This is a genomic window from Vibrio sp. 10N.261.55.A7, from assembly GCF_002877365.1.
Lineage (GTDB): Bacteria > Pseudomonadota > Gammaproteobacteria > Enterobacterales > Vibrionaceae > Vibrio.
On the sequence record NZ_MCWZ01000331.1, the window covers coordinates 23,939 to 42,423 of the forward strand.

The following is an 18,485-nucleotide window of genomic DNA, read 5'->3' on the forward strand; positions in this document are numbered from 1 at the left end:
CCACCGCTTTCAGAACGTCACCTTTCTTAACTTTACCGCGAGGAATTGCTTCCTTAACAGTAACTTTAATGACGTCTCCGATATGTGCATAACGGCGATGTGAACCACCCAGGACCTTAATACACATTACTCTACGAGCGCCGGAATTATCCGCAGCGTCGAGTGTACTTTGCATTTGGATCATGTTAGTGCTCCGCTAAATATTAATACTAGACCCTCTCGGGTCGGGCTCCCTATATATAAGGGACGCGAATTGTACCACCCTTTCTTTCGATTGGGTAGACAAAAAACAAGCGGCTCCAAAAATAAAATGGAGCCGCTTGAATATCAAAGAAAACTCGAAATTAACCTTTCGCTTTTTCTAAGACTGATACCAATGTCCAAGACTTAGTCTTAGACAGAGGACGACACTCTTGAACTTCAACTTTGTCGCCTAGGCCACATTCGTTGTTTTCATCGTGTGCGTGTACTTTAGTCGTACGCTTAGTGTACTTCCCGTAAATTGGGTGCTTCACTGTGCGCTCGATAGCAACAACGATAGACTTGTCCATCTTGTCACTAACAACACGACCTTGCTGGGTACGTTTCTGTTCGCTCATTATGCGCCTGCCTTTTCAGTCAAAACAGTTTTCACACGTGCGATGTCACGGCGTACAGCTTTCAGAGTATGAGTTTGCTGTAGTTGACCAGTTGCAGCTTGCATGCGCAAGTTAAACTGTTCACGTAGCAATTCTAATAGCTCAGCATTAAGCTCTTCAACGTTTTTCTCGCGTAGATCTTGTGCTTTCATCACATCACCTGCTTAGTTACAAATGTAGTTTTGAACGGCAGTTTGCGAGCCGCAAGACGGAACGCTTCACGAGCCAATTCTTCAGGTACACCGTCCATTTCGTACATTACCTTTCCAGGTTGGATTTGGGCAACCCAGTACGCAACTGAACCTTTACCTTTACCCTGACGAACTTCAAGTGGTTTTTCAGTGATAGGCTTGTCTGGGAACACACGGATCCAGATTTTACCTTGACGCTTAACGTGACGCGTCATAGCACGACGTGCCGCTTCGATTTGACGAGCAGTTAGACGACCACGGCCAGTAGCTTTAAGACCAAATGTGCCGAAGCTTACATCTGTACCTTTAGCAAGACCACGGTTACGACCAGTCATAACCTTGCGGAACTTAGTACGTTTAGGTTGTAGCATCTGTCGACTCCTTACTTACGGCCTTTACGCTGCTTCTTAGGCTTGTCGCCTTTTGGCTCAACAGCGTTAGCTGCTGGCATACCACCTAGAATCTCACCTTTGAAGATCCAAGTTTTAATGCCGATCACACCGTATTGAGTGTGAGCCGAAGAAGTTGCGTAATCAATGTCTGCACGTAGAGTGTGTAGAGGTACACGACCTTCACGGTACCACTCTGCACGTGCGATTTCAGCGCCGCCAAGACGACCGCTTACTTGCACTTTGATGCCTTTAGCGCCTAGACGCATAGCATTTTGTACCGCACGCTTCATAGCACGACGGAACATAACGCGACGCTCTAGTTGAGACGCGATGCTATCACCCACAAGTTGAGCATCAAGCTCAGGCTTACGTACTTCAGCGATATTGATTTGCGCTGGTACACCTGCGATTTTAGCTACAGCTGCGCGTAGTTTCTCTACATCTTCACCTTTCTTACCGATAACAACACCTGGACGAGCAGTGTGAATAGTCACACGAATACTCTTAGCAGGACGCTCGATAACGATACGTGATAGAGATGCTTTTTTCAGTTCACTTGTTAGGAACTGACGTACCTTGAAGTCGCCGTCTAGGTTGTCAGCGAAATCTTTGGTATTAGCAAACCATGTAGCATTCCAAGGCTTTACAATGCCAAGACGAATGCCATTAGGATGTACTTTCTGACCCATTGCTTACTCTCCTAGTCTAGCGATCAGCTACAACAATACTGATGTGGCTTGAACGCTTCAAGATACGATCCGCACGACCTTTAGCACGAGGCATAATACGCTTCATGATAGGGCCTTCGTCTACGAAGATTTTAGCGACACTTAGATCGTCAATATCTGCACCTTCGTTGTGTTCCGCGTTAGCGATTGCTGATTCAAGAACTTTCTTAATTAGTTCAGCAGCTTTTTTGTTGCTGAAAGTTAAGATTTCTAGAGCCTGATCAACAGATTTACCGCGAATTTGGTCTGCAACTAAGCGAGCTTTCTGAGGCGAAATGCGAGCAAAGTTATGTTTAGCTAGTGCTTCCATCATCTACTCCTTAACGCTTCTTAGCTTTCTTATCTGCAGCGTGGCCGCGATAAGTACGTGTTGGTGCGAATTCGCCCAGTTTGTGACCGATCATTTCTTCGGTAACAAATACTGGAACGTGCTGACGACCATTATGGACAGCGATGGTCAAACCAATCATTGTTGGGATGATCATTGAGCGACGGGACCAAGTCTTAATAGGCTTTTTGTCTCCGCTTTCCACCGCTTTCTCTACCTTCTTCAGCAAGTGTAGGTCAATAAAAGGACCTTTCTTGAGAGAACGTGGCATGGCGATTCCTCTTTATAGATTATTTAGTGCGACGACGTACAATGTACTTGTCGGTGCGTTTGTTTTTACGAGTCTTAAAGCCTTTAGTAGGCTGACCCCAAGGTGATACTGGGTGACGGCCACCAGAGGTTTTGCCTTCACCACCACCGTGTGGGTGGTCTACCGGGTTCATTACCACACCGCGAACGGTAGGACGAACACCGCGCCAGCGTGTAGCACCAGCTTTACCTAATTCACGTAGCATATGCTCAGAGTTACCAACTTCACCAACCGTTGCACGGCCTTCAGAAAGTACTTTGCGCATTTCACCAGAACGTAGACGGATAGTTACGTATGCACCGTCGCGAGCGACGATTTGAGCATAAGCACCAGCCGAACGAGCTAGTTGTGCACCTTTACCAGGCTTAAGTTCAACACAGTGTACAGTAGAACCTACTGGAATGTTGCGCATCGGCAGAGTGTTACCTGCTTTGATTGGCGCATCAGCGCCAGATTGAATCTGGTCACCGGCTTGAACACCTTTAGGTGCGATAATGTAACGACGCTCACCGTCTGCGTACAGAACTAGAGCGATGTTAGCGCTACGGTTTGGATCATATTCTAGACGCTCAACTTTCGCTGGAATACCGTCTTTAGTACGTTTGAAGTCAACTACACGGTAATGGTGCTTATGACCACCACCGATGTGACGTACTGTAATACGACCGTTGTTGTTACGACCACCGTTCTTAGAGTTTTTCTCTAGAAGTGGTGCGTATGGCTTACCCTTGTGTAGGTCAGCGTTAACAACTTTAACAACGTGACGACGACCAGGGGAAGTCGGCTTACATTTAACAATAGCCATTTTTAACTACTCCTGTTACTCAGCACCGCCAACGAAGTCAAGATCTTGACCTTCTTTCAAGGTAACATACGCTTTCTTAACGTCGCTGCGGCGACCTTGGCGTAGACCTTGACGTTTGGTCTTACCCTTATTAATAAGAGTATTTACAGACTTAACTTCAACTTCAAATAGCTTCTCTACAGCTGCTTTGATCTCTTTCTTAGTTGCATCAATAGATACTTTGAAAACGATAGTGTTCGCTTTCTCAGCAGCCATAGTTGCTTTTTCAGAGATATGTGGAGCACGTAGAACTTTTAGTAGACGCTCTTCAGTGATCATGCTAGAAGCTCCTCAACTTGCTTGACTGCTTCAGCAGTCATTAGAACCTTGTCGAAAGCGATTAGGCTTGCAGGATCAATCCCAGCAACGTCACGCGCATCAACTTTATAAAGGTTACGAGCAGCTAAGAATAGATTCTCATCTACTTCGCCAGTCACAATAAGAACATCGCTTAACTCAAGTTCATTAAGTTTAGCTACAAGCTCTTTTGTTTTTGGTGCTTCTACTGAGAAGTTATCAACAACGATTAAACGCTCTTGACGAACAAGCTCAGAAAGAATGCTTTTCATAGCACCGCGGTACATTTTCTTGTTTACTTTTTGGCTGTGATCTTGTGGTTTCGCAGCAAAAGTAACACCACCTGTACGCCAGATTGGGCTACGAATTGTACCAGCACGTGCGCGGCCAGTACCTTTTTGACGCCATGGCTTAGCGCCACCGCCAGAAACTTCTGAACGCGTCTTTTGAGCACGAGTACCTTGACGAGCACCTGCTGCAAATGCAACAACTACTTGGTGAACAAGGGCTTCGTTGAACTCACGTCCGAAAGTAGTTTCGGAAACAGTTAGTGCATCAGCACCTTTAACCATCAATTCCATTACTTACTCCTAGACGTTATGCTTTAATAGCTGGTTTTACGATCACGTTGCCACCTGTTGAGCCCGGTACTGCACCTTTAATAAGGAGAAGATTGCGCTCAGCGTCAACACGTACGATCTCTAGGTTTTGAGTCGTTACACGCTCAGCACCCATATGACCTGCCATTTTCTTGCCTTTGAACACGCGACCTGGAGTTTGACATTGGCCAATTGAACCCGGTGCACGGTGAGACAAAGAGTTACCGTGAGTCATATCTTGAGTAGAGAAATTCCAACGCTTAATTGCGCCTTGGAAGCCTTTACCTTTAGAAGTACCAGTAACGTCTACTTTTTTAATTTCGTTGAATAGTTCTACGTTTAGCTCAGCGCCAACTTCAAACTCTTCTCCGTTTTCTAAACGGAATTCCCAAAGACCGCGACCAGCTTCAACACCTGCTTTCGCAAAGTGACCAGCTTCTGGCTTAGTTACGCGGTTAGCTTTCTTAGCACCAGCAGTTACTTGAATTGCTGCGTAGCCGTCATTCTCAATAGTACGTACTTGAGAAACGCGGTTAGCTTCAACTTCAACAACAGTTACTGGGATAGAAACGCCTTCTTCGGTAAATACGCGGGTCATACCCACTTTACGTCCGACTAGACCAATCATTATTCTAATCTCCCTTAACCTAGGCTGATTTGTACATCAACGCCTGCAGCAAGATCTAAACGCATAAGAGCATCAACAGTTTTATCTGTTGGCTCAACGATGTCGATCAAACGCTTGTGAGTACGAATTTCGTACTGGTCACGTGCATCTTTGTTGACGTGTGGAGAGACAAGAACAGTGAAACGCTCTTTACGAGTAGGAAGTGGAATAGGACCACGAACCTGTGCGCCGGTACGCTTTGCTGTTTCTACGATTTCCGCAGTAGAAGCATCGATTAGCTTGTAATCAAATGCTTTAAGGCGGATTCGGATACGTTGGTTCTGCATCAGACAGAGCTCCAATAATTAAATATTACACAAACAATATCGCCACTCAAGCTCGTAAATACGAGAGAATGCCGATTGATTTATGTGAAACCGTAGCATCCAAGATTAGGACGCATTGTCAGTTAATTTTCGATTAACAGCCCCCAAAGCTAAAGTCACCTTTAGAATGGTTATCCTTTAAAATAAGCTGCAAATTGTATTAACCGCGAACATAAGCTGAGTCTACATTACCTAACTAATCTAATGAAAAGCTAGCTCCTCGACGCTCATTGGTTCACAACTGGCTTAACCAGTGCGGTGCATTATACAGATCACAGTTTCACATGCAAGGGGTGTTTGAAAAATAAACGAATGAGGGAAAAATGGAATAGAATTCAAGTTAGCTACCTCTAGGTTTCATCAAATGAACACTAAAGGTAGCAATGCGATAAGCCTTAGCCGATGCGCTGTCTCACAGCTTCAAATAAACAAATTCCCGAAGCAACGGAAACGTTAAGGCTAGATACACTTCCGGCCATTGGAATTTTAATCAAATCATCACACGTTTCTCGAGTGAGTCTTCTCATTCCATCCCCTTCAGCCCCCATCACGATGGCCAGTGGACCCGACAATTTAGCTTGATAGATATCGTGTGTTGCTTCGCCAGCTGTGCCCACAAACCAAATGCCTTTTTCCTGCAGTGCACGCATAGTACGAGCAAGGTTCGTTACGCGTACGAGTGGAACCATTTCAGCTGCACCACAAGCAACTTTGCTTACCGTTGCGGTTAGTGGCGCTGACCTGTCTTTAGGCACGATCACTGCTGCAACACCTGCTGCATCAGCGTTTCTTAAACAAGCTCCAAGGTTATGTGGATCAGTCACACCGTCTAGCACTAATAAAAGTGGTTGTTCATGTTGCGCGATGATTGAGTCTAGATCATTCTCATTAAGCGGTTTTGCCGCTTTAACTTTTGCAATCAGGCCTTGGTGATTTGCGCCTTGAGCTTTATCATCCAGAGCTTTTCGACCCATTTTTTGGATCGATACACCACAGACCTGAAGTTCATTCAATAACGGAAGTACTCGATCATCTTGACGGCCTTTCAACACATAGGCTTCAATGAACCTTTCTGGGTCTTTTGTTAGCACCGCTTTAACGGCATGAATACCATAAATTAATTCATTACTCATTATCTAATCCACTGCTTACTTTTTAGCGCGAGCTTTATCAGAGCCTGCGCGAGATTTCTTTTTACGAGCGTTGGGCTTTTTCTTACCGTTCTTATTAGATGCCTCTTCTTTTGAGCCATCAGGACGCTTTGTAGGTTCAACCATCGCCTTCGCTTTTTCGCCCGGTTTTCTGCCTTTGCTCGAGCTACGACGCTTATTCTTCGCCTTCTCTTGCGCTTCGGCTGCCCGTTTCTTCGTTGTCTTACCTTTGCCACGCACTTTACGCTCAGTACCAACCAATTCAAAATCGATTTGACGGCTATCAAGATTAACCGCTTTAACGGTTACTTTAACTGAGTCTCCTAAACGGTAGATCATACCGCCGGCTTCTCCAATAAGACGTTGCCCCATCGGATCAAACTGATAATAGTCATTCGCTAGTGATGAGATGTGTACTAATCCATCAATATGTAATTCAGTTAGACGAACAAAGAAACCAAAACCAGTCACATTAGCAATAACGCCGTCCATTTCCTCACCGACATGGTCCTGCATGTATTCACACTTGAGCCAATCGTTGACTTCACGCGTTGCATCATCAGCGCGACGTTCAGTCATTGAACATTGTTCACCGTAGAAGTCCATGTCATCGAAAGAGTAATGATACCCGCCAGTTGGTGTCCAACGGTCTGTATTATTCCCTTTTTCTTTCGCTACTAGATACTTAATTGCACGATGAAGTAGCAAATCAGGATAACGACGAATTGGAGACGTAAAGTGAGCATAGCGTTTTAGCGCTAGACCGAAGTGACCGCAATTATCCGCGTTATATACAGCCTGCTTCATTGAGCGTAATAGCATCGTTTGAATAAGCTCTTTATCTTCACGCTCGCTTATCTGGTGCATCAACTCAGCGTAATCTGTTGGAGAAGGTTGCAACCCACCACTTAAGCTCAGGCCTAGCTCACCAAGAAAGCTTCTAAAGCCAGTTAGCCTTTCCTCTCCTGGGGTTTCATGAATTCGATAAAGTGCCGCTTCTTTGGCTTTTTCAACTAACGATGCTGACGCTATATTCGCGAGAATCATACACTCTTCAATGATCTTATGCGCATCGTTACGAATCACAGGTTCAATACGGTCGATCTTACGGTCCGAATTAAAGATGAACTTGGTTTCCACCGTCTCAAATTCTATAGCGCCGCGTTTGTCCCGAGTTTGTTTCAGTACCTTATACATCTTGTGCAGCTCTTCAAGATGCGGAACCTCTTTTCCATATCGAAGACGCAGGTCATCGTCACCGTCTAATATTGAGCCTACTTTATTGTAAGTAAGGCGAGCATGTGAATTCATCACCGCTTCGTAATGTTTATAACCGGATAGTTTGCCGTTTGCTGAGATGGTCATTTCACAAACCATACATAAACGATCCACTTGTGGATTCAACGAACACAGGCCATTCGACAAAACTTCTGGTAACATCGGTACAACTTGAGATGGGAAATAAACCGAGTTACCGCGATTTATCGCTTCCTTGTCTAAAGCTGTATCTGGACGGACATAATAGCTAACGTCCGCAATGGCTACCCATAAACGCCAACCGCCGCCTTTCTTCGCTTCACAATAAACAGCATCATCAAAGTCTCGGGCGTCTTCACCATCAATGGTTACCAATGGCAGTTCACGTAGGTCGACTCTGTCTTTTTTAGCTTCTTCCGGTACAAACTCACCAAGATTGGCAATTTGCTTATCAACGGCTTCAGGCCACTCATTAGGAATTTGATGTGTTCGAATCGCTATTTGGGTTTCCATACCAGGCGCCATATTTTCACCCAATACTTCTGTAACCTTACCCATCATGCCGCGACTTCGCGTGCCACGATCGGTCAGTTCAATCACGACAACGTTACCCATCCTTGCTGCACTCTTATGTTCAGTAGGGATAAGGATATCTTGAGTAATCCTAGAGTCGTCACAAACAACAAAAGAGTGACCATACTCTAAGAAGAAGCGTCCCACGAGAGGGGTTGTCCGCTCTTCGAGTACTCGAACCAGGCGGCCTTCTTTGCGGCCCCTCTTGTCGGTACCTGTCTGTTGAACTAGTACAAGGTCGCCATGAATGATATGACGCATTTGATGATGAGGGAGTAAAACATCGTTGTCTTTACCAATACTCCCCTCAGGCCGAACCCAGCCAAAACCGTCTTTGTGTCCAATAACTAATCCTTTAATAAGATCTAGCTTTTCTGGAAGGGCATAACACTGACGACGAGTAAAAATTAACTGACCGTCCCTTTCCATAGCACGAAGACGACGACGAAGCCCTTCGTACTGCTCTTCTCCTTGCAACTCAAGAGCTTCGAATAGATCATTTCTGTTCATTGGAACATTAGCCGTCGTTAGAAATTCAATGATGAATTCACGACTAGGCACTGGATTTTCGTAGTTTTTAGATTCACGTTCCGCAAAGGGATCGCTATTGCTTTTTTCTGACATATACTCGCCTACTGAAGCAAGGAGGGGTTAATTTTAGTATATCTGACTCCTCAACTAAGCTACAGGATTGCTTTTAAGATAGAGAAACAAAATGCCTAGCAATCAATTGCTAGGCATTTCATAAGTAATAATATTGTTTACCAGAAGGTATCTCGCCGTTTGGCTCTGGCAATAATGTTGTCTGGCATTCGGTTTTCCAGACCTTGCCGTAATACGGATATTCGCCGGTGCGTACGCTGGTCTGCCGTCACTGAGTTATAGAGCCACCGATAGGCATCTTCATAATCGAGTGGACTTCCATAATCTCGCAATAGTAATTCAGCAAGATGAATACGCGCATCTAAATTCCCCATGGCCGCCGCTTCGCGCAAGTAAGGGATCGCCCTCTCTTTATCTTGCTGAACTAACGTGCCACGAGAATAGTAACTACCTAACTGTTCAAGTGCAGACGGTAAACCTTGATGGGCTGCGTTCTCCATATAATAGAGGCCAAGCTCAACATCTTGTTCAACACAAACACCCCACGCCAACATATCTCCGTAGAGAAATTCGTACGAAGGCAGGCTGATACGAGTAGCACGTGCGACAATGTCTTCCACTAACTGGCACTTGTCCGCTTTGACTCGCTCAAGATGTTTATTCTGTTCAATCAGTTTGATTAGTTCAGCTTCAGAATATATAGGAATCGGCTCACCTATTCCTGTCACGTTTGCGTGACAAAACGATGAACCTATTGCCATCAATAACGAAGCTGCTACCGTTCGTAGCTTCATATCTGCACTCTTTATCAATTCCGATAGCCCTATAAGTATAGTGATAAATCACACAAGGGCTTGGGCTTGATTTCTATATCGGCAAAAAATCGAATCCCTTTAGGCAAATATTGCCCAATTCGGCAATTCCTTGCCGCAAGACGAACAAAATAGCATCAAACTACACATAAAAAAACCGACCATTAAGGTCGGCTTTTACAACTTCTTAAATTTCAACCATTAAGAATTAAATGGGTGAACCTTAACAATTGTTTCATTACGGTCAGGGCCAGTTGAAATAATATCGATTGGCACACCTGTTAGTTCTTCAATGCGCTTGATGTAATCTAGAGCAGCTTGTGGAAGCGCGTCGATAGACTGTGCACCGAAGGTATTTTCAGACCAACCTGGCATTGTTTCGTACATTGGCGTTGCTTTTTCAAATGACTCAGCAGCCATCGGAGAGACTTCCAAAACAGAACCGTCATTCATCTTGTAACCGGTACAGATCTTGATCTCTTTTAGACCATCAAGAACATCTAACTTCGTTAGACAGATACCAGATAAAGAGTTGATTTGGATTGCACGACGCATCGCAACAGCATCAAACCAACCTGTACGACGTAAACGCCCTGTCGTTGCACCAAACTCATGGCCAACATCACCAAGATGCTTACCAACTGGGTCTTGCTTATCTAGACCATCGTACAATTCTGTCGGGAATGGACCAGAACCAACACGGGTACAGTACGCTTTAGTAATACCAAGGATGTAACCGATGTGACGAGGACCAAAACCAGAACCAGCAGCAACACCGCCAGCAGTCGTGTTAGAAGACGTTACGTATGGGTAAGTACCGTGGTCGATATCAAGAAGCGTACCTTGAGCACCTTCAAACATCACTTTGTCACCACGCTTACGCGCTGCATCAAGCGTATCTGTTACATCGATAACCATAGCGGTTAGCATGTCTGCGTAGCTCATTGCCTGCTCTAGAACTTCTTCATAGCTTACTGTGTCAGCTTTGTAGAAGTGCTCTAGTTGGAAGTTATGGAATTCCATGACTTCTTTTAGTTTCAGAGCAAAAGCTTCTTTATCAAATAAGTCACCAACGCGAAGACCGCGACGAGCAACCTTATCTTCATAAGCAGGACCGATACCACGACCTGTTGTACCGATCGCTTTCGCACCACGAGCGATTTCACGCGCGTTATCGATAGCAATGTGGTAAGGAAGAATTAGTGGACAAGCTTCAGAAATGAAAAGACGTTCGCGCACAGGAATCCCGCGCTCTTCAAGAGGTTTCATTTCTTTAAGAAGTGCTTCAGGCGATAATACAACTCCGTTACCGATAACACATTTCACGTTATCTCGAAGAATGCCTGATGGAATTAAGTGAAGAACGGTTTTTTCACCGTTAATGACTAGAGTGTGGCCTGCATTGTGTCCGCCTTGGTAGCGCACAACATATTTTGCATCTTCAGTTAAAAGGTCAACTATTTTGCCTTTACCTTCGTCACCCCATTGGGTGCCTAGAACGACTACGTTATTTCCCATCTTTCCAGTTCTGTTGATTGTTAAAAATGGATTCTAGCACTGAATCACATTTCTTGCAGTCATTTTTTAATCATATTTATGCAATAAAGGGCTAACACATTGAGTCTGTTTATAAAGGTATCTGCCAGTCTCAATGACAAAACATAGAGTATGAGTTACAAGTTGCACACGGAACAAATAGCCTTACTTCTTAGGTACTGGCTCACACTCCTCGACACCTAAAAACAAAAACGCTACTCAAAATGAGTAGCGTTCTTAATATCTAAGTGATTGATGTTACTAAGCAGAGAAAAGATTAGTTAGAGCTGCAACCGCCGCCACCACAACAACCTTCTTTTTCTTCTTTCTCGCCGTGACCTTCGCCACCGCAGCAACCGCCCTCATGGTCGTGATCATGGTCTGAACCACAGCCACCTTCTTTGTGCACATGTCCATGCTCGACTTCTTCAGCCGTTGCTTCACGAACAGCCACAACTTCAACATCAAACGTTAAAGTTTGCCCTGCAAGCATGTGGTTACCATCAACCACTACTTCATCACCATCAACTTCTGTCACTTCGACAGGGATCGGACCTTGATCTGTATCTGCCAAGAAACGCATACCCACTTCAATTTGCTCAACGCCTTGGAATACGTTTGCAGGTACACGCTGTACTAGCGCATCGTTGTGCTCGCCGTAGCCATCTTCAGGAGAGATAGTTGCAGAGAATTTATCGCCAGCAACTTTACCTTCTAGTTTGCTTTCCAAACCAGTAATGAGGTTGTTGTTGCCATGAAGGTAATCAAGAGGTGCTTCTACTGTAGACTTATCCACTACCGCACCTTCAACTTTTACTTCGTATGCCAAGCTAACGACAACATTCTTTTCAATCTTCATATTTGCTCCAAGGCAGTTACAGCTTGAGAAACTCCCCAAGCAAAATTTTACATCTTGAGGCTTGCCCCAAGTCAGTTGGCTATATTATGGGGATCAAATAATGAAACTCAATTATTCCGGCTTAAAAATCCCAATCATTTCCTGTGAAGCATGTTCACTAGAATCTACAGACTTCGGTTTACGTTGATCAATATGTTGGCATTCAACACATTCTACCATTTCAATATTGTTCTCAATCCACCAGCGTAGTGTATCTGGCGCTTGGCACTTAGGGCAGTTCGCCCCTGCTATAAATCGTTTTTTCACGTTTAGCTTAACCTTACTCATAACAACTCCATAGGTTTCTGGTCATTATCTACACCAGTATTACTTTTCCCAATAATTATGAGACTGACGATCATTATCCATTTCACGCCCAAAGATCTCTTCCAACTCTTTACGCGCTTCTTTCGCTCTTAATGCTAGCTGTTTGTCTTCACTGTGCTGTGGCAGCAACTCCTTCAGCATTGCATTATCAAGCTTTCTAAAATGCGCTTCTGCTCGTTTCGCTTGATAAGGGTGCATCCCTAACTCAGTTAATGTTTGCCTGCCAAGGTCTAACGCTCCCAAGAAAGTCTCACGAGAGTAGCGATCAACGCCATGATTAATCAGTTGATATGCTTCGACACGACTGCGCGCACGGGCTAGCACCTTCAATTTTGGAAAGTGATGCTTACAAAGGTCGACAATTCTAACAATCTGATCTGGCGTATCGGTACAAATGACGATGGCCTCTGCCTTATCAGCCCCAGCCGCTCTCAATAAATCCAATTGCGTTGCATCGCCATAGAAGACTTTGTAACCAAATTTACGCAGCAATGCTATTTGGCTAGCATCACTCTCTAGCACCGTTATCTTAATCTTATTGGCATACATCAAGCGCCCGACAACCTGACCAAAACGCCCGAAACCCGCAATAATGACTCTTGGTTCCTTGTCGATGACATCTGACTTTAGACCTCCCTCTTCATGGTTAAGATTACGGGCAAACCACTTGGTCTGAGCCGCCAATAAAAGAGGCGTCGTCACCATGGACAAGCTCACAACCACAAGAAGGAATGAGAGCTGTTCGCTTGATAACAACCCTTCGGCACTCGCGGCAGTGAAAATAACAAACGCAAATTCGCCACCTTGACTGAGGATGGCTGCCATCTTACTTCTCGCCTTTGCTCGTGTACCAAAGAACCGAGCTAATAAGTAAAGTACCCAGCCTTTGATGAACACTAAGCTCGCCGCCGCTAGCAACACCTTCATTGGCTCTAAAGCAAGTAAACCTAAGTTGGCCGCCATTCCAACAGAGATAAAAAACAATCCGAGCAATAGCCCCTTGAAGGGTTCAATCGCTATTTCAAGTTCATGACGATACTCACTTTCTGCCAACAACACACCGGCTAGGAAAGTGCCTAAGGCCATCGACAAACCCAGTTGCTTCATCATCACTGCAATACCTATCACGAGGAGTAAAGCAGCAATAGTAAACAGTTCTCTTACCCCACTAAGGACAACATATCGAAAAAGGGGTCGAAGAAGGAAGTGGCCACCAACCAATAAAGCGGCAATGCCCACTAACATCCACAGCGCATCTAACCAACTACCGGCGGTATTACCCGCAAGAATCGGCAAAATAGCCAACATTGGAATCACCGCCACATCTTGGAAAAGCAAGACGGCAAATCCTGACTGCCCAGTTTCCGTCCCCGCTAAACCTCGTTCTTCTATCACCCGTAGCGCTATTGCAGTAGAAGAAAGGGCAAGCCCCATCCCAATGACTAAACTCGTCTGCCAACTCAACCCAAACACACTGACGATGGCGGAGATGATAACCGTGGTGATAACCACTTGAGCGCCACCTAACCCCAGAATAGGACCGCGCATTTGCCATAGCTTTTTAGGGTTAAGCTCTAAACCAATCAAAAACAGCAGCAGCACCACGCCAAATTCAGCAAAATGCAATATCGCTTCAACATCGCTGATCAAGCCTAACCCCCACGGGCCAATAGCAACACCCGCCAAGAGATAGCCCAGAACAGAGCCAAGCCCAACTCTTTGCGCTAATGGAACGGCGACAACCGCAGCGGTGAGAAAAATGGCGCTACTTTGGAGAAAATCATATTCAACGGCCACGATCTGTCTCCTCTTCCGAATGGGTTTCTTTTACTACTTCGCAGGTAGGGTCTATTAACCAGCGTCGATAGAGTTCGGCGTGTTGATAGCGATCAATATCAGTAATATTTCGAGACCAATACAAAACCAAGGGATCAACCCACTTCATTTGACACAATGATGCCATCAATTCAAATGGCTGCAGAATTTGCTCTAAGGGATATTTATTATAGCCTTTCGCACCAAATGCATCCTCGTTACCTCCCGCAGTGATGGCATTTCTCCACACCTTGCCTTTCAATGCGCTGGCACTGCCAAACGCAAACCCCTTACTCAAGACTCGGTCAAACCATTCTTTGAGTAGTGACGGGCAAGAGTACATATAAAGAGGATGCTGAAAAACGATCACGTCGTGCTCGAGCAATAGGTGATGTTCAAGAGCTACATCAATAAAGAAATCAGGGTAATTGGCATACAGGTCATGGACAGTAACGTGCTCGAGCGATTCAATTTTCTTTATCATCACTTGGTTAGCGATTGAGTTTTTAGGCTCAGGGTGAGCATAAATCACTAATACTTTTGGGGTTTGCTTATTTGAGCTATTGAGTTCCGTCATTTCGTCAGCAAGCATCCTAGCATGTTGTAAAGTTGTTATTGTTTTTTAGCATCATAACGTAATTTGTATAATGATCGACATTTATCCTTATTCCTCATAGTATTTGTCGCCATAAACGCCACCACGTGCAAGTTAAAATTTTATGATTATCTTTTCTGACATTCAGTTACTCCGAGGTGGAAAGCCTCTTCTCGAGCAAGCCTCTGCAACCATACACCCTGGCGACAAAGTAGGCCTTGTCGGTAAGAATGGTTGCGGTAAGTCCACCCTATTTGCTCTGCTCAAAGATGAGCTCTCCATCGATGGTGGCTCATTCAGCCAACCTTCGCACTGGGAACTCGCATGGGTTGCTCAAGAAACGCCAGCATTAGAACGTCAGGCACTAGAATATGTAATCGATGGCGATCGAGAATATCGAGCGCTTGAAGATAACCTGCGCAAAGCGGAAGAAGCTGACAATGGAACGCTCGTTGCTGAACTGCACGGAAAGATAGAAACCATAGGTGGTTACACCATCAAATCACGCGCGGCCGAGCTGCTCGATGGTTTAGGGTTTAGCCAAGAACAAATGAGCTGGAACCTGACTCAATTTTCAGGTGGTTGGCGAATGAGGTTGAACCTAGCTCAAGCGCTATTATGTCGCTCAGACCTGCTGCTGCTCGATGAGCCAACCAACCACTTGGACTTAGATGCCGTTATGTGGCTTGAGCGTTGGCTGCAAAACTACCCTGGTACTTTAATCCTCATCTCACATGACCGAGATTTCCTAGACCCGATTGTCGGTCGAATCATTCATGTCGAAAACCAACAGTTGAATGAATACACAGGCAACTACTCGTCGTTTGAAACGCAGCGCGCACAAAAGCTCATTCTGCAACAAGCTCAGTACCAAAAGCAGCAAAAACAGATGAGCCACATGCAGAGCTACATCGACCGTTTTCGTTATAAGGCTTCAAAGGCACGTCAAGCACAAAGCCGCATTAAAGCCCTAGAAAAAATGGAAAAGGTACTGCCCGCTCAGTTTGATAACCCATTCAGCTTTGAGTTTAAAGAGCCTGCCACCCTGCCTAACCCAATCATCATGATGGATGATGTCAGTGCAGGGTACGATGACACTTTAATCCTTGAAAAGATTCGCCTTAACCTTGTTCCCGGCAGCCGAATTGGCTTGCTCGGCCGCAATGGTGCGGGTAAATCAACCTTAATCAAGTTGTTATCAGGAGAACTGAATCCGCAATCTGGCGATCTTGGTTATTCTCAAGGTGTGAAAATTGGCTACTTCGCCCAGCACCAACTTGAGACCTTACACCCTGAAGAGACACCACTGCAGCATATGATGCAGATTGCCCCTGGCAAAACGGAGCAACAGCTTCGTGATTATCTAGGTAGCTTTGGGTTTCAAGGTGAAAAAGCACTGGATAAGGTTGCCCCTTTCTCTGGCGGCGAGAAAGCCCGCTTAGTGCTAGCGCTTGTCGTTTGGCAAAAACCGAACCTGTTACTACTCGATGAGCCAACTAACCACCTTGATCTCGATATGCGTCAAGCCTTGACCTTTGCTCTGCAAACGTTCGAGGGAGCGATGGTGATTGTCAGTCATGACCGTTACCTCCTGCGCGCGACCACCGATGATCTTTACCTGGTTCATGATCGTCAGGTTGCCCCTTTTGATGGTGACCTGAGCGATTACTACAAGTGGCTAACTGAGCAGCAAAAGGCGGAAAAGAAAGAAGCACAAGCACAGCTGCCAGAAAAAGAAGGCAACAACAGCGCAGCGGCTAAAAAAGAGCAGAAACGTCGAGACGCAGAGTTCCGAAAACTGACCTCACCTTTGCGTAAGAACTTGACCAAATTAGAAAAGCAAATGGATAAATTCAGCGACGCGATTGCTCAGGCTGAAGATCAATTATCCGATACTTCTCTGTATGAAGCGGAAAATAAAGCTAAACTTACCGAAGTACTCGCGCTTCAAGCAAACAGCAAGTCGCAACTTGAAGAGGTAGAGATGGAATGGATGGCCGGACAAGAAGCCTTAGAGCAGATGGAAGAGGAATTTAATCGCGGATGAATCAAATACACGCTCAATTATCGCTAACACTAGAGAGACTGTGGCAATTCAGTCTTCAATACTACAGCGTTCGCGAAGTGAAACAGGCGTGTTTAGAACTCCAAAATCAATACCACGGCAATGTAAACCTGCTGTTACTCTTAAAATGGCTTGATGAGCAGCAGGTCAGTTTTCTTGATGAAGATTGGCATAAAGTTGAAGAGTGCCTAGGCCGTTCTGAGGCATTACTTCATAGCTATCGAGAGCTTAGACGAAAACTCAAACTGCACATTCCAGACACCTTGTATCGGGAGTCTCTGCAATTTGAACTTCAACTAGAAAGGCAACAGCAATCAGACTTAGTTGACTGTATTAATCAAATACCTTTAACCAAAAGCACTAGTCCATCTTTGACTCAGCGCTACTGCCGTCAATTGGGTGGTGAACACCTTTATCAAGCCTTTTCAGCACCTGCGCCATGCAGTCAAAACAATAACAACAAACACTAACGGTTCACCATGACTCAATTTATCGCCGCGACGGGCATGAAAAACCCGCACCTACAAACACTTGCCCCTCGCCTAATGCGAAATAAAGCACTATTTGAACCGGTATGGCAAACGTTAGACACAGCCGATGGTGACTTTGTTGATTTAGCGTGGAGTGAAGACCCACACTCAGAAAGCGCCAGCAATAAACCTGTTTTCATCCTATTCCATGGCTTAGAGGGCAGTTTCTACAGCCCTTATGCAAATGGCTTGATGCAAGCGTTCTCGGATCAAGGCTGGCTAGCGGTTATGATGCACTTTCGTGGCTGCAGCGGTAAACCAAACAATCTTGCACGTGCTTACCATTCCGGTGAGATTGAAGATGCACGCTATTTCCTCAACTACCTCAACATGCGTTTCCCCAATAAACCGAAGGTCGCAGTCGGCATCTCTCTTGGTGGAAACATGCTTGCCAACTATCTCGCTCACTATAATGACAATCCCTTACTCGACGCCGCAACGATTGTCTCTGCTCCACTGGATCTCTCTGCGTGCTCAGAGAGAATTGAGCAAGGTTTTTCTAAGGTGTATCGTCGTTATCTCGTCTCCTCCTTAAAGAAAAGTGCACTCAACAAACACCGATTACTAAAAGGAGAGCTTGGTCTTTCCTATCAACGAATCAAACGTATCTCAAAGCTTTACGAGTTTGATGAGCTCATCACCGCACCGTTGCATGGCTTTGAAAGCGCACAGAATTACTATCAACGCTGCTCAGGAATCCATAAGCTTCAGCAGATCACTCTGCCACTTCAGATCATTCACGCTAAAGATGATCCCTTTATGACTGAACAGGTCATCCCTAGCTTTATACTGCCAGACAACATTGACTACCGACTGCTCGACCATGGTGGCCATGTGGGCTTCATCTCAGGTAGCCTTGCCAAGCCTGTCTTTTGGCTAGAGCAAATGTTGCCTGCCTACTATGAGGCGCTAAAGAGTTAGCCATCGCCTTTACATGAAAGCTTATCTGGACTGGATTGAATTCAATTTTCATCGCTCCCAGAAAGACAATTCACATTCACGC

23 protein-coding genes are annotated in these 18,485 nt (G+C 45.2%); 3 read left to right on the forward strand and 20 right to left on the reverse strand.

The window, feature by feature from the left end:
* From BCU12_RS21570 to kefG, 20 genes are all read right to left on the reverse strand, one after another.
* Positions 1-184: uL14 family ribosomal protein (locus BCU12_RS21570; RefSeq protein WP_198599408.1), on the reverse strand; the 184-nt coding region annotated here is incomplete at its 3' end.
* Positions 185-344: 160 nt separating this feature from the next.
* Positions 345-599 carry a 30S ribosomal protein S17 gene (gene rpsQ / locus BCU12_RS21575; protein ID WP_102406605.1) on the reverse strand — a complete coding sequence of 85 codons (255 nt, stop codon included), beginning with the start codon at positions 597-599 and terminating at the stop codon, positions 345-347.
* Entirely contained in the window at positions 599-790 is a 192-nt protein-coding gene (gene rpmC, locus BCU12_RS21580; RefSeq protein ID WP_017036076.1) for a 50S ribosomal protein L29, read from the reverse strand. The genes rpsQ and rpmC overlap by 1 nt, the downstream gene beginning before the upstream one ends.
* A complete protein-coding gene (rplP, locus tag BCU12_RS21585) occupies positions 790-1,200 on the reverse strand; it encodes a 50S ribosomal protein L16 (RefSeq protein ID WP_102406607.1) in 411 nt (136 codons plus the stop codon). Before rplP ends, rpmC begins: the two co-directional genes overlap by 1 nt.
* An 11-nt stretch (positions 1,201-1,211) precedes the next feature.
* On the reverse strand, positions 1,212-1,910 hold the full coding sequence (gene rpsC, locus BCU12_RS21590; protein ID WP_102406609.1) for a 30S ribosomal protein S3: 699 nt from the start codon (positions 1,908-1,910) through the stop codon (positions 1,212-1,214).
* A 16-nt stretch (positions 1,911-1,926) separates the two neighbouring features.
* Complete coding sequence (gene rplV / locus BCU12_RS21595) at positions 1,927-2,259, reverse strand: 50S ribosomal protein L22 (protein ID WP_102406611.1); 333 nt, start codon at positions 2,257-2,259, stop codon at positions 1,927-1,929.
* A 10-nt stretch (positions 2,260-2,269) separates the two neighbouring features.
* A complete protein-coding gene (gene rpsS, locus BCU12_RS21600) occupies positions 2,270-2,548 on the reverse strand; it encodes a 30S ribosomal protein S19 (RefSeq protein WP_005435078.1) in 279 nt (92 codons plus the stop codon).
* Positions 2,549-2,567: 19 nt separating this feature from the next.
* Positions 2,568-3,392 carry a 50S ribosomal protein L2 gene (gene rplB / locus BCU12_RS21605; RefSeq protein WP_102406613.1) on the reverse strand — a complete coding sequence of 275 codons (825 nt, stop codon included), beginning with the start codon at positions 3,390-3,392 and terminating at the stop codon, positions 2,568-2,570.
* Between the two features lie 15 nt (positions 3,393-3,407).
* Positions 3,408-3,710, reverse strand: a complete 303-nt coding sequence (gene rplW, locus BCU12_RS21610; RefSeq protein WP_102406615.1) for a 50S ribosomal protein L23 — start codon at positions 3,708-3,710, stop codon at positions 3,408-3,410.
* Positions 3,707-4,309, reverse strand: a complete 603-nt coding sequence (gene rplD / locus BCU12_RS21615) for a 50S ribosomal protein L4 (protein WP_102406617.1) — start codon at positions 4,307-4,309, stop codon at positions 3,707-3,709. Before rplD ends, rplW begins: the two co-directional genes overlap by 4 nt.
* Positions 4,310-4,325: 16 nt before the next feature.
* Positions 4,326-4,955 (reverse strand): 50S ribosomal protein L3, encoded by a 630-nt coding sequence (gene rplC / locus BCU12_RS21620; RefSeq protein WP_102406618.1) that lies wholly within the window; start codon positions 4,953-4,955, stop codon positions 4,326-4,328.
* Between the two features lie 14 nt (positions 4,956-4,969).
* Entirely contained in the window at positions 4,970-5,281 is a 312-nt protein-coding gene (gene rpsJ, locus BCU12_RS21625; RefSeq protein WP_102406620.1) for a 30S ribosomal protein S10, read from the reverse strand.
* 434 nt (positions 5,282-5,715) lie between these two features.
* A complete protein-coding gene (gene rlmB, locus BCU12_RS21630; RefSeq protein WP_102406622.1) occupies positions 5,716-6,453 on the reverse strand; it encodes a 23S rRNA (guanosine(2251)-2'-O)-methyltransferase RlmB in 738 nt (245 codons plus the stop codon).
* A gap of 15 nt (positions 6,454-6,468) precedes the next feature.
* On the reverse strand, positions 6,469-8,925 hold the full coding sequence (rnr, locus tag BCU12_RS21635) for a ribonuclease R (protein ID WP_102406623.1): 2,457 nt from the start codon (positions 8,923-8,925) through the stop codon (positions 6,469-6,471).
* A gap of 137 nt (positions 8,926-9,062) precedes the next feature.
* Positions 9,063-9,698, reverse strand: coding sequence for a tetratricopeptide repeat protein (locus BCU12_RS21640; RefSeq protein ID WP_102406625.1), 636 nt, complete (start codon positions 9,696-9,698; stop codon positions 9,063-9,065).
* Between the two features lie 219 nt (positions 9,699-9,917).
* Complete coding sequence (locus tag BCU12_RS21650) at positions 9,918-11,234, reverse strand: adenylosuccinate synthase (protein WP_102406627.1); 1,317 nt, start codon at positions 11,232-11,234, stop codon at positions 9,918-9,920.
* Positions 11,235-11,529: 295 nt separating this feature from the next.
* A complete protein-coding gene (gene slyD / locus BCU12_RS21655) occupies positions 11,530-12,111 on the reverse strand; it encodes a peptidylprolyl isomerase (RefSeq protein WP_102406629.1) in 582 nt (193 codons plus the stop codon).
* A gap of 111 nt (positions 12,112-12,222) precedes the next feature.
* Positions 12,223-12,438, reverse strand: coding sequence for a YheV family putative zinc ribbon protein (locus BCU12_RS21660; protein ID WP_102406631.1), 216 nt, complete (start codon positions 12,436-12,438; stop codon positions 12,223-12,225).
* Between the two features lie 39 nt (positions 12,439-12,477).
* Positions 12,478-14,274, reverse strand: coding sequence for a glutathione-regulated potassium-efflux system protein KefB (gene kefB / locus BCU12_RS21665; protein WP_102406633.1), 1,797 nt, complete (start codon positions 14,272-14,274; stop codon positions 12,478-12,480).
* Positions 14,264-14,869: a glutathione-regulated potassium-efflux system ancillary protein KefG gene (gene kefG, locus BCU12_RS21670; protein ID WP_198599407.1), complete on the reverse strand. Its 606-nt coding sequence runs from the start codon at positions 14,867-14,869 to the stop codon at positions 14,264-14,266. Before kefG ends, kefB begins: the two co-directional genes overlap by 11 nt.
* A 142-nt stretch (positions 14,870-15,011) precedes the next feature.
* Here kefG and BCU12_RS21675 point away from each other — a divergent pair, with 142 nt between their 5' ends.
* Genes BCU12_RS21675 through BCU12_RS21685 form a run of 3 tightly spaced genes read left to right on the forward strand, consistent with a single transcriptional unit; the run spans position 15,012 to position 18,403 of the window.
* Positions 15,012-16,934, forward strand: a complete 1,923-nt coding sequence (locus BCU12_RS21675; RefSeq protein WP_102406636.1) for an ABC transporter ATP-binding protein — start codon at positions 15,012-15,014, stop codon at positions 16,932-16,934.
* Positions 16,931-17,422: a TIGR02444 family protein gene (locus BCU12_RS21680; RefSeq protein ID WP_102406638.1), complete on the forward strand. Its 492-nt coding sequence runs from the start codon at positions 16,931-16,933 to the stop codon at positions 17,420-17,422. Before BCU12_RS21675 ends, BCU12_RS21680 begins: the two co-directional genes overlap by 4 nt.
* Positions 17,423-17,431: 9 nt before the next feature.
* Positions 17,432-18,403 carry a hydrolase gene (locus BCU12_RS21685; protein ID WP_102406640.1) on the forward strand — a complete coding sequence of 324 codons (972 nt, stop codon included), beginning with the start codon at positions 17,432-17,434 and terminating at the stop codon, positions 18,401-18,403.
* Positions 18,404-18,485 lie beyond the last annotated feature (82 nt).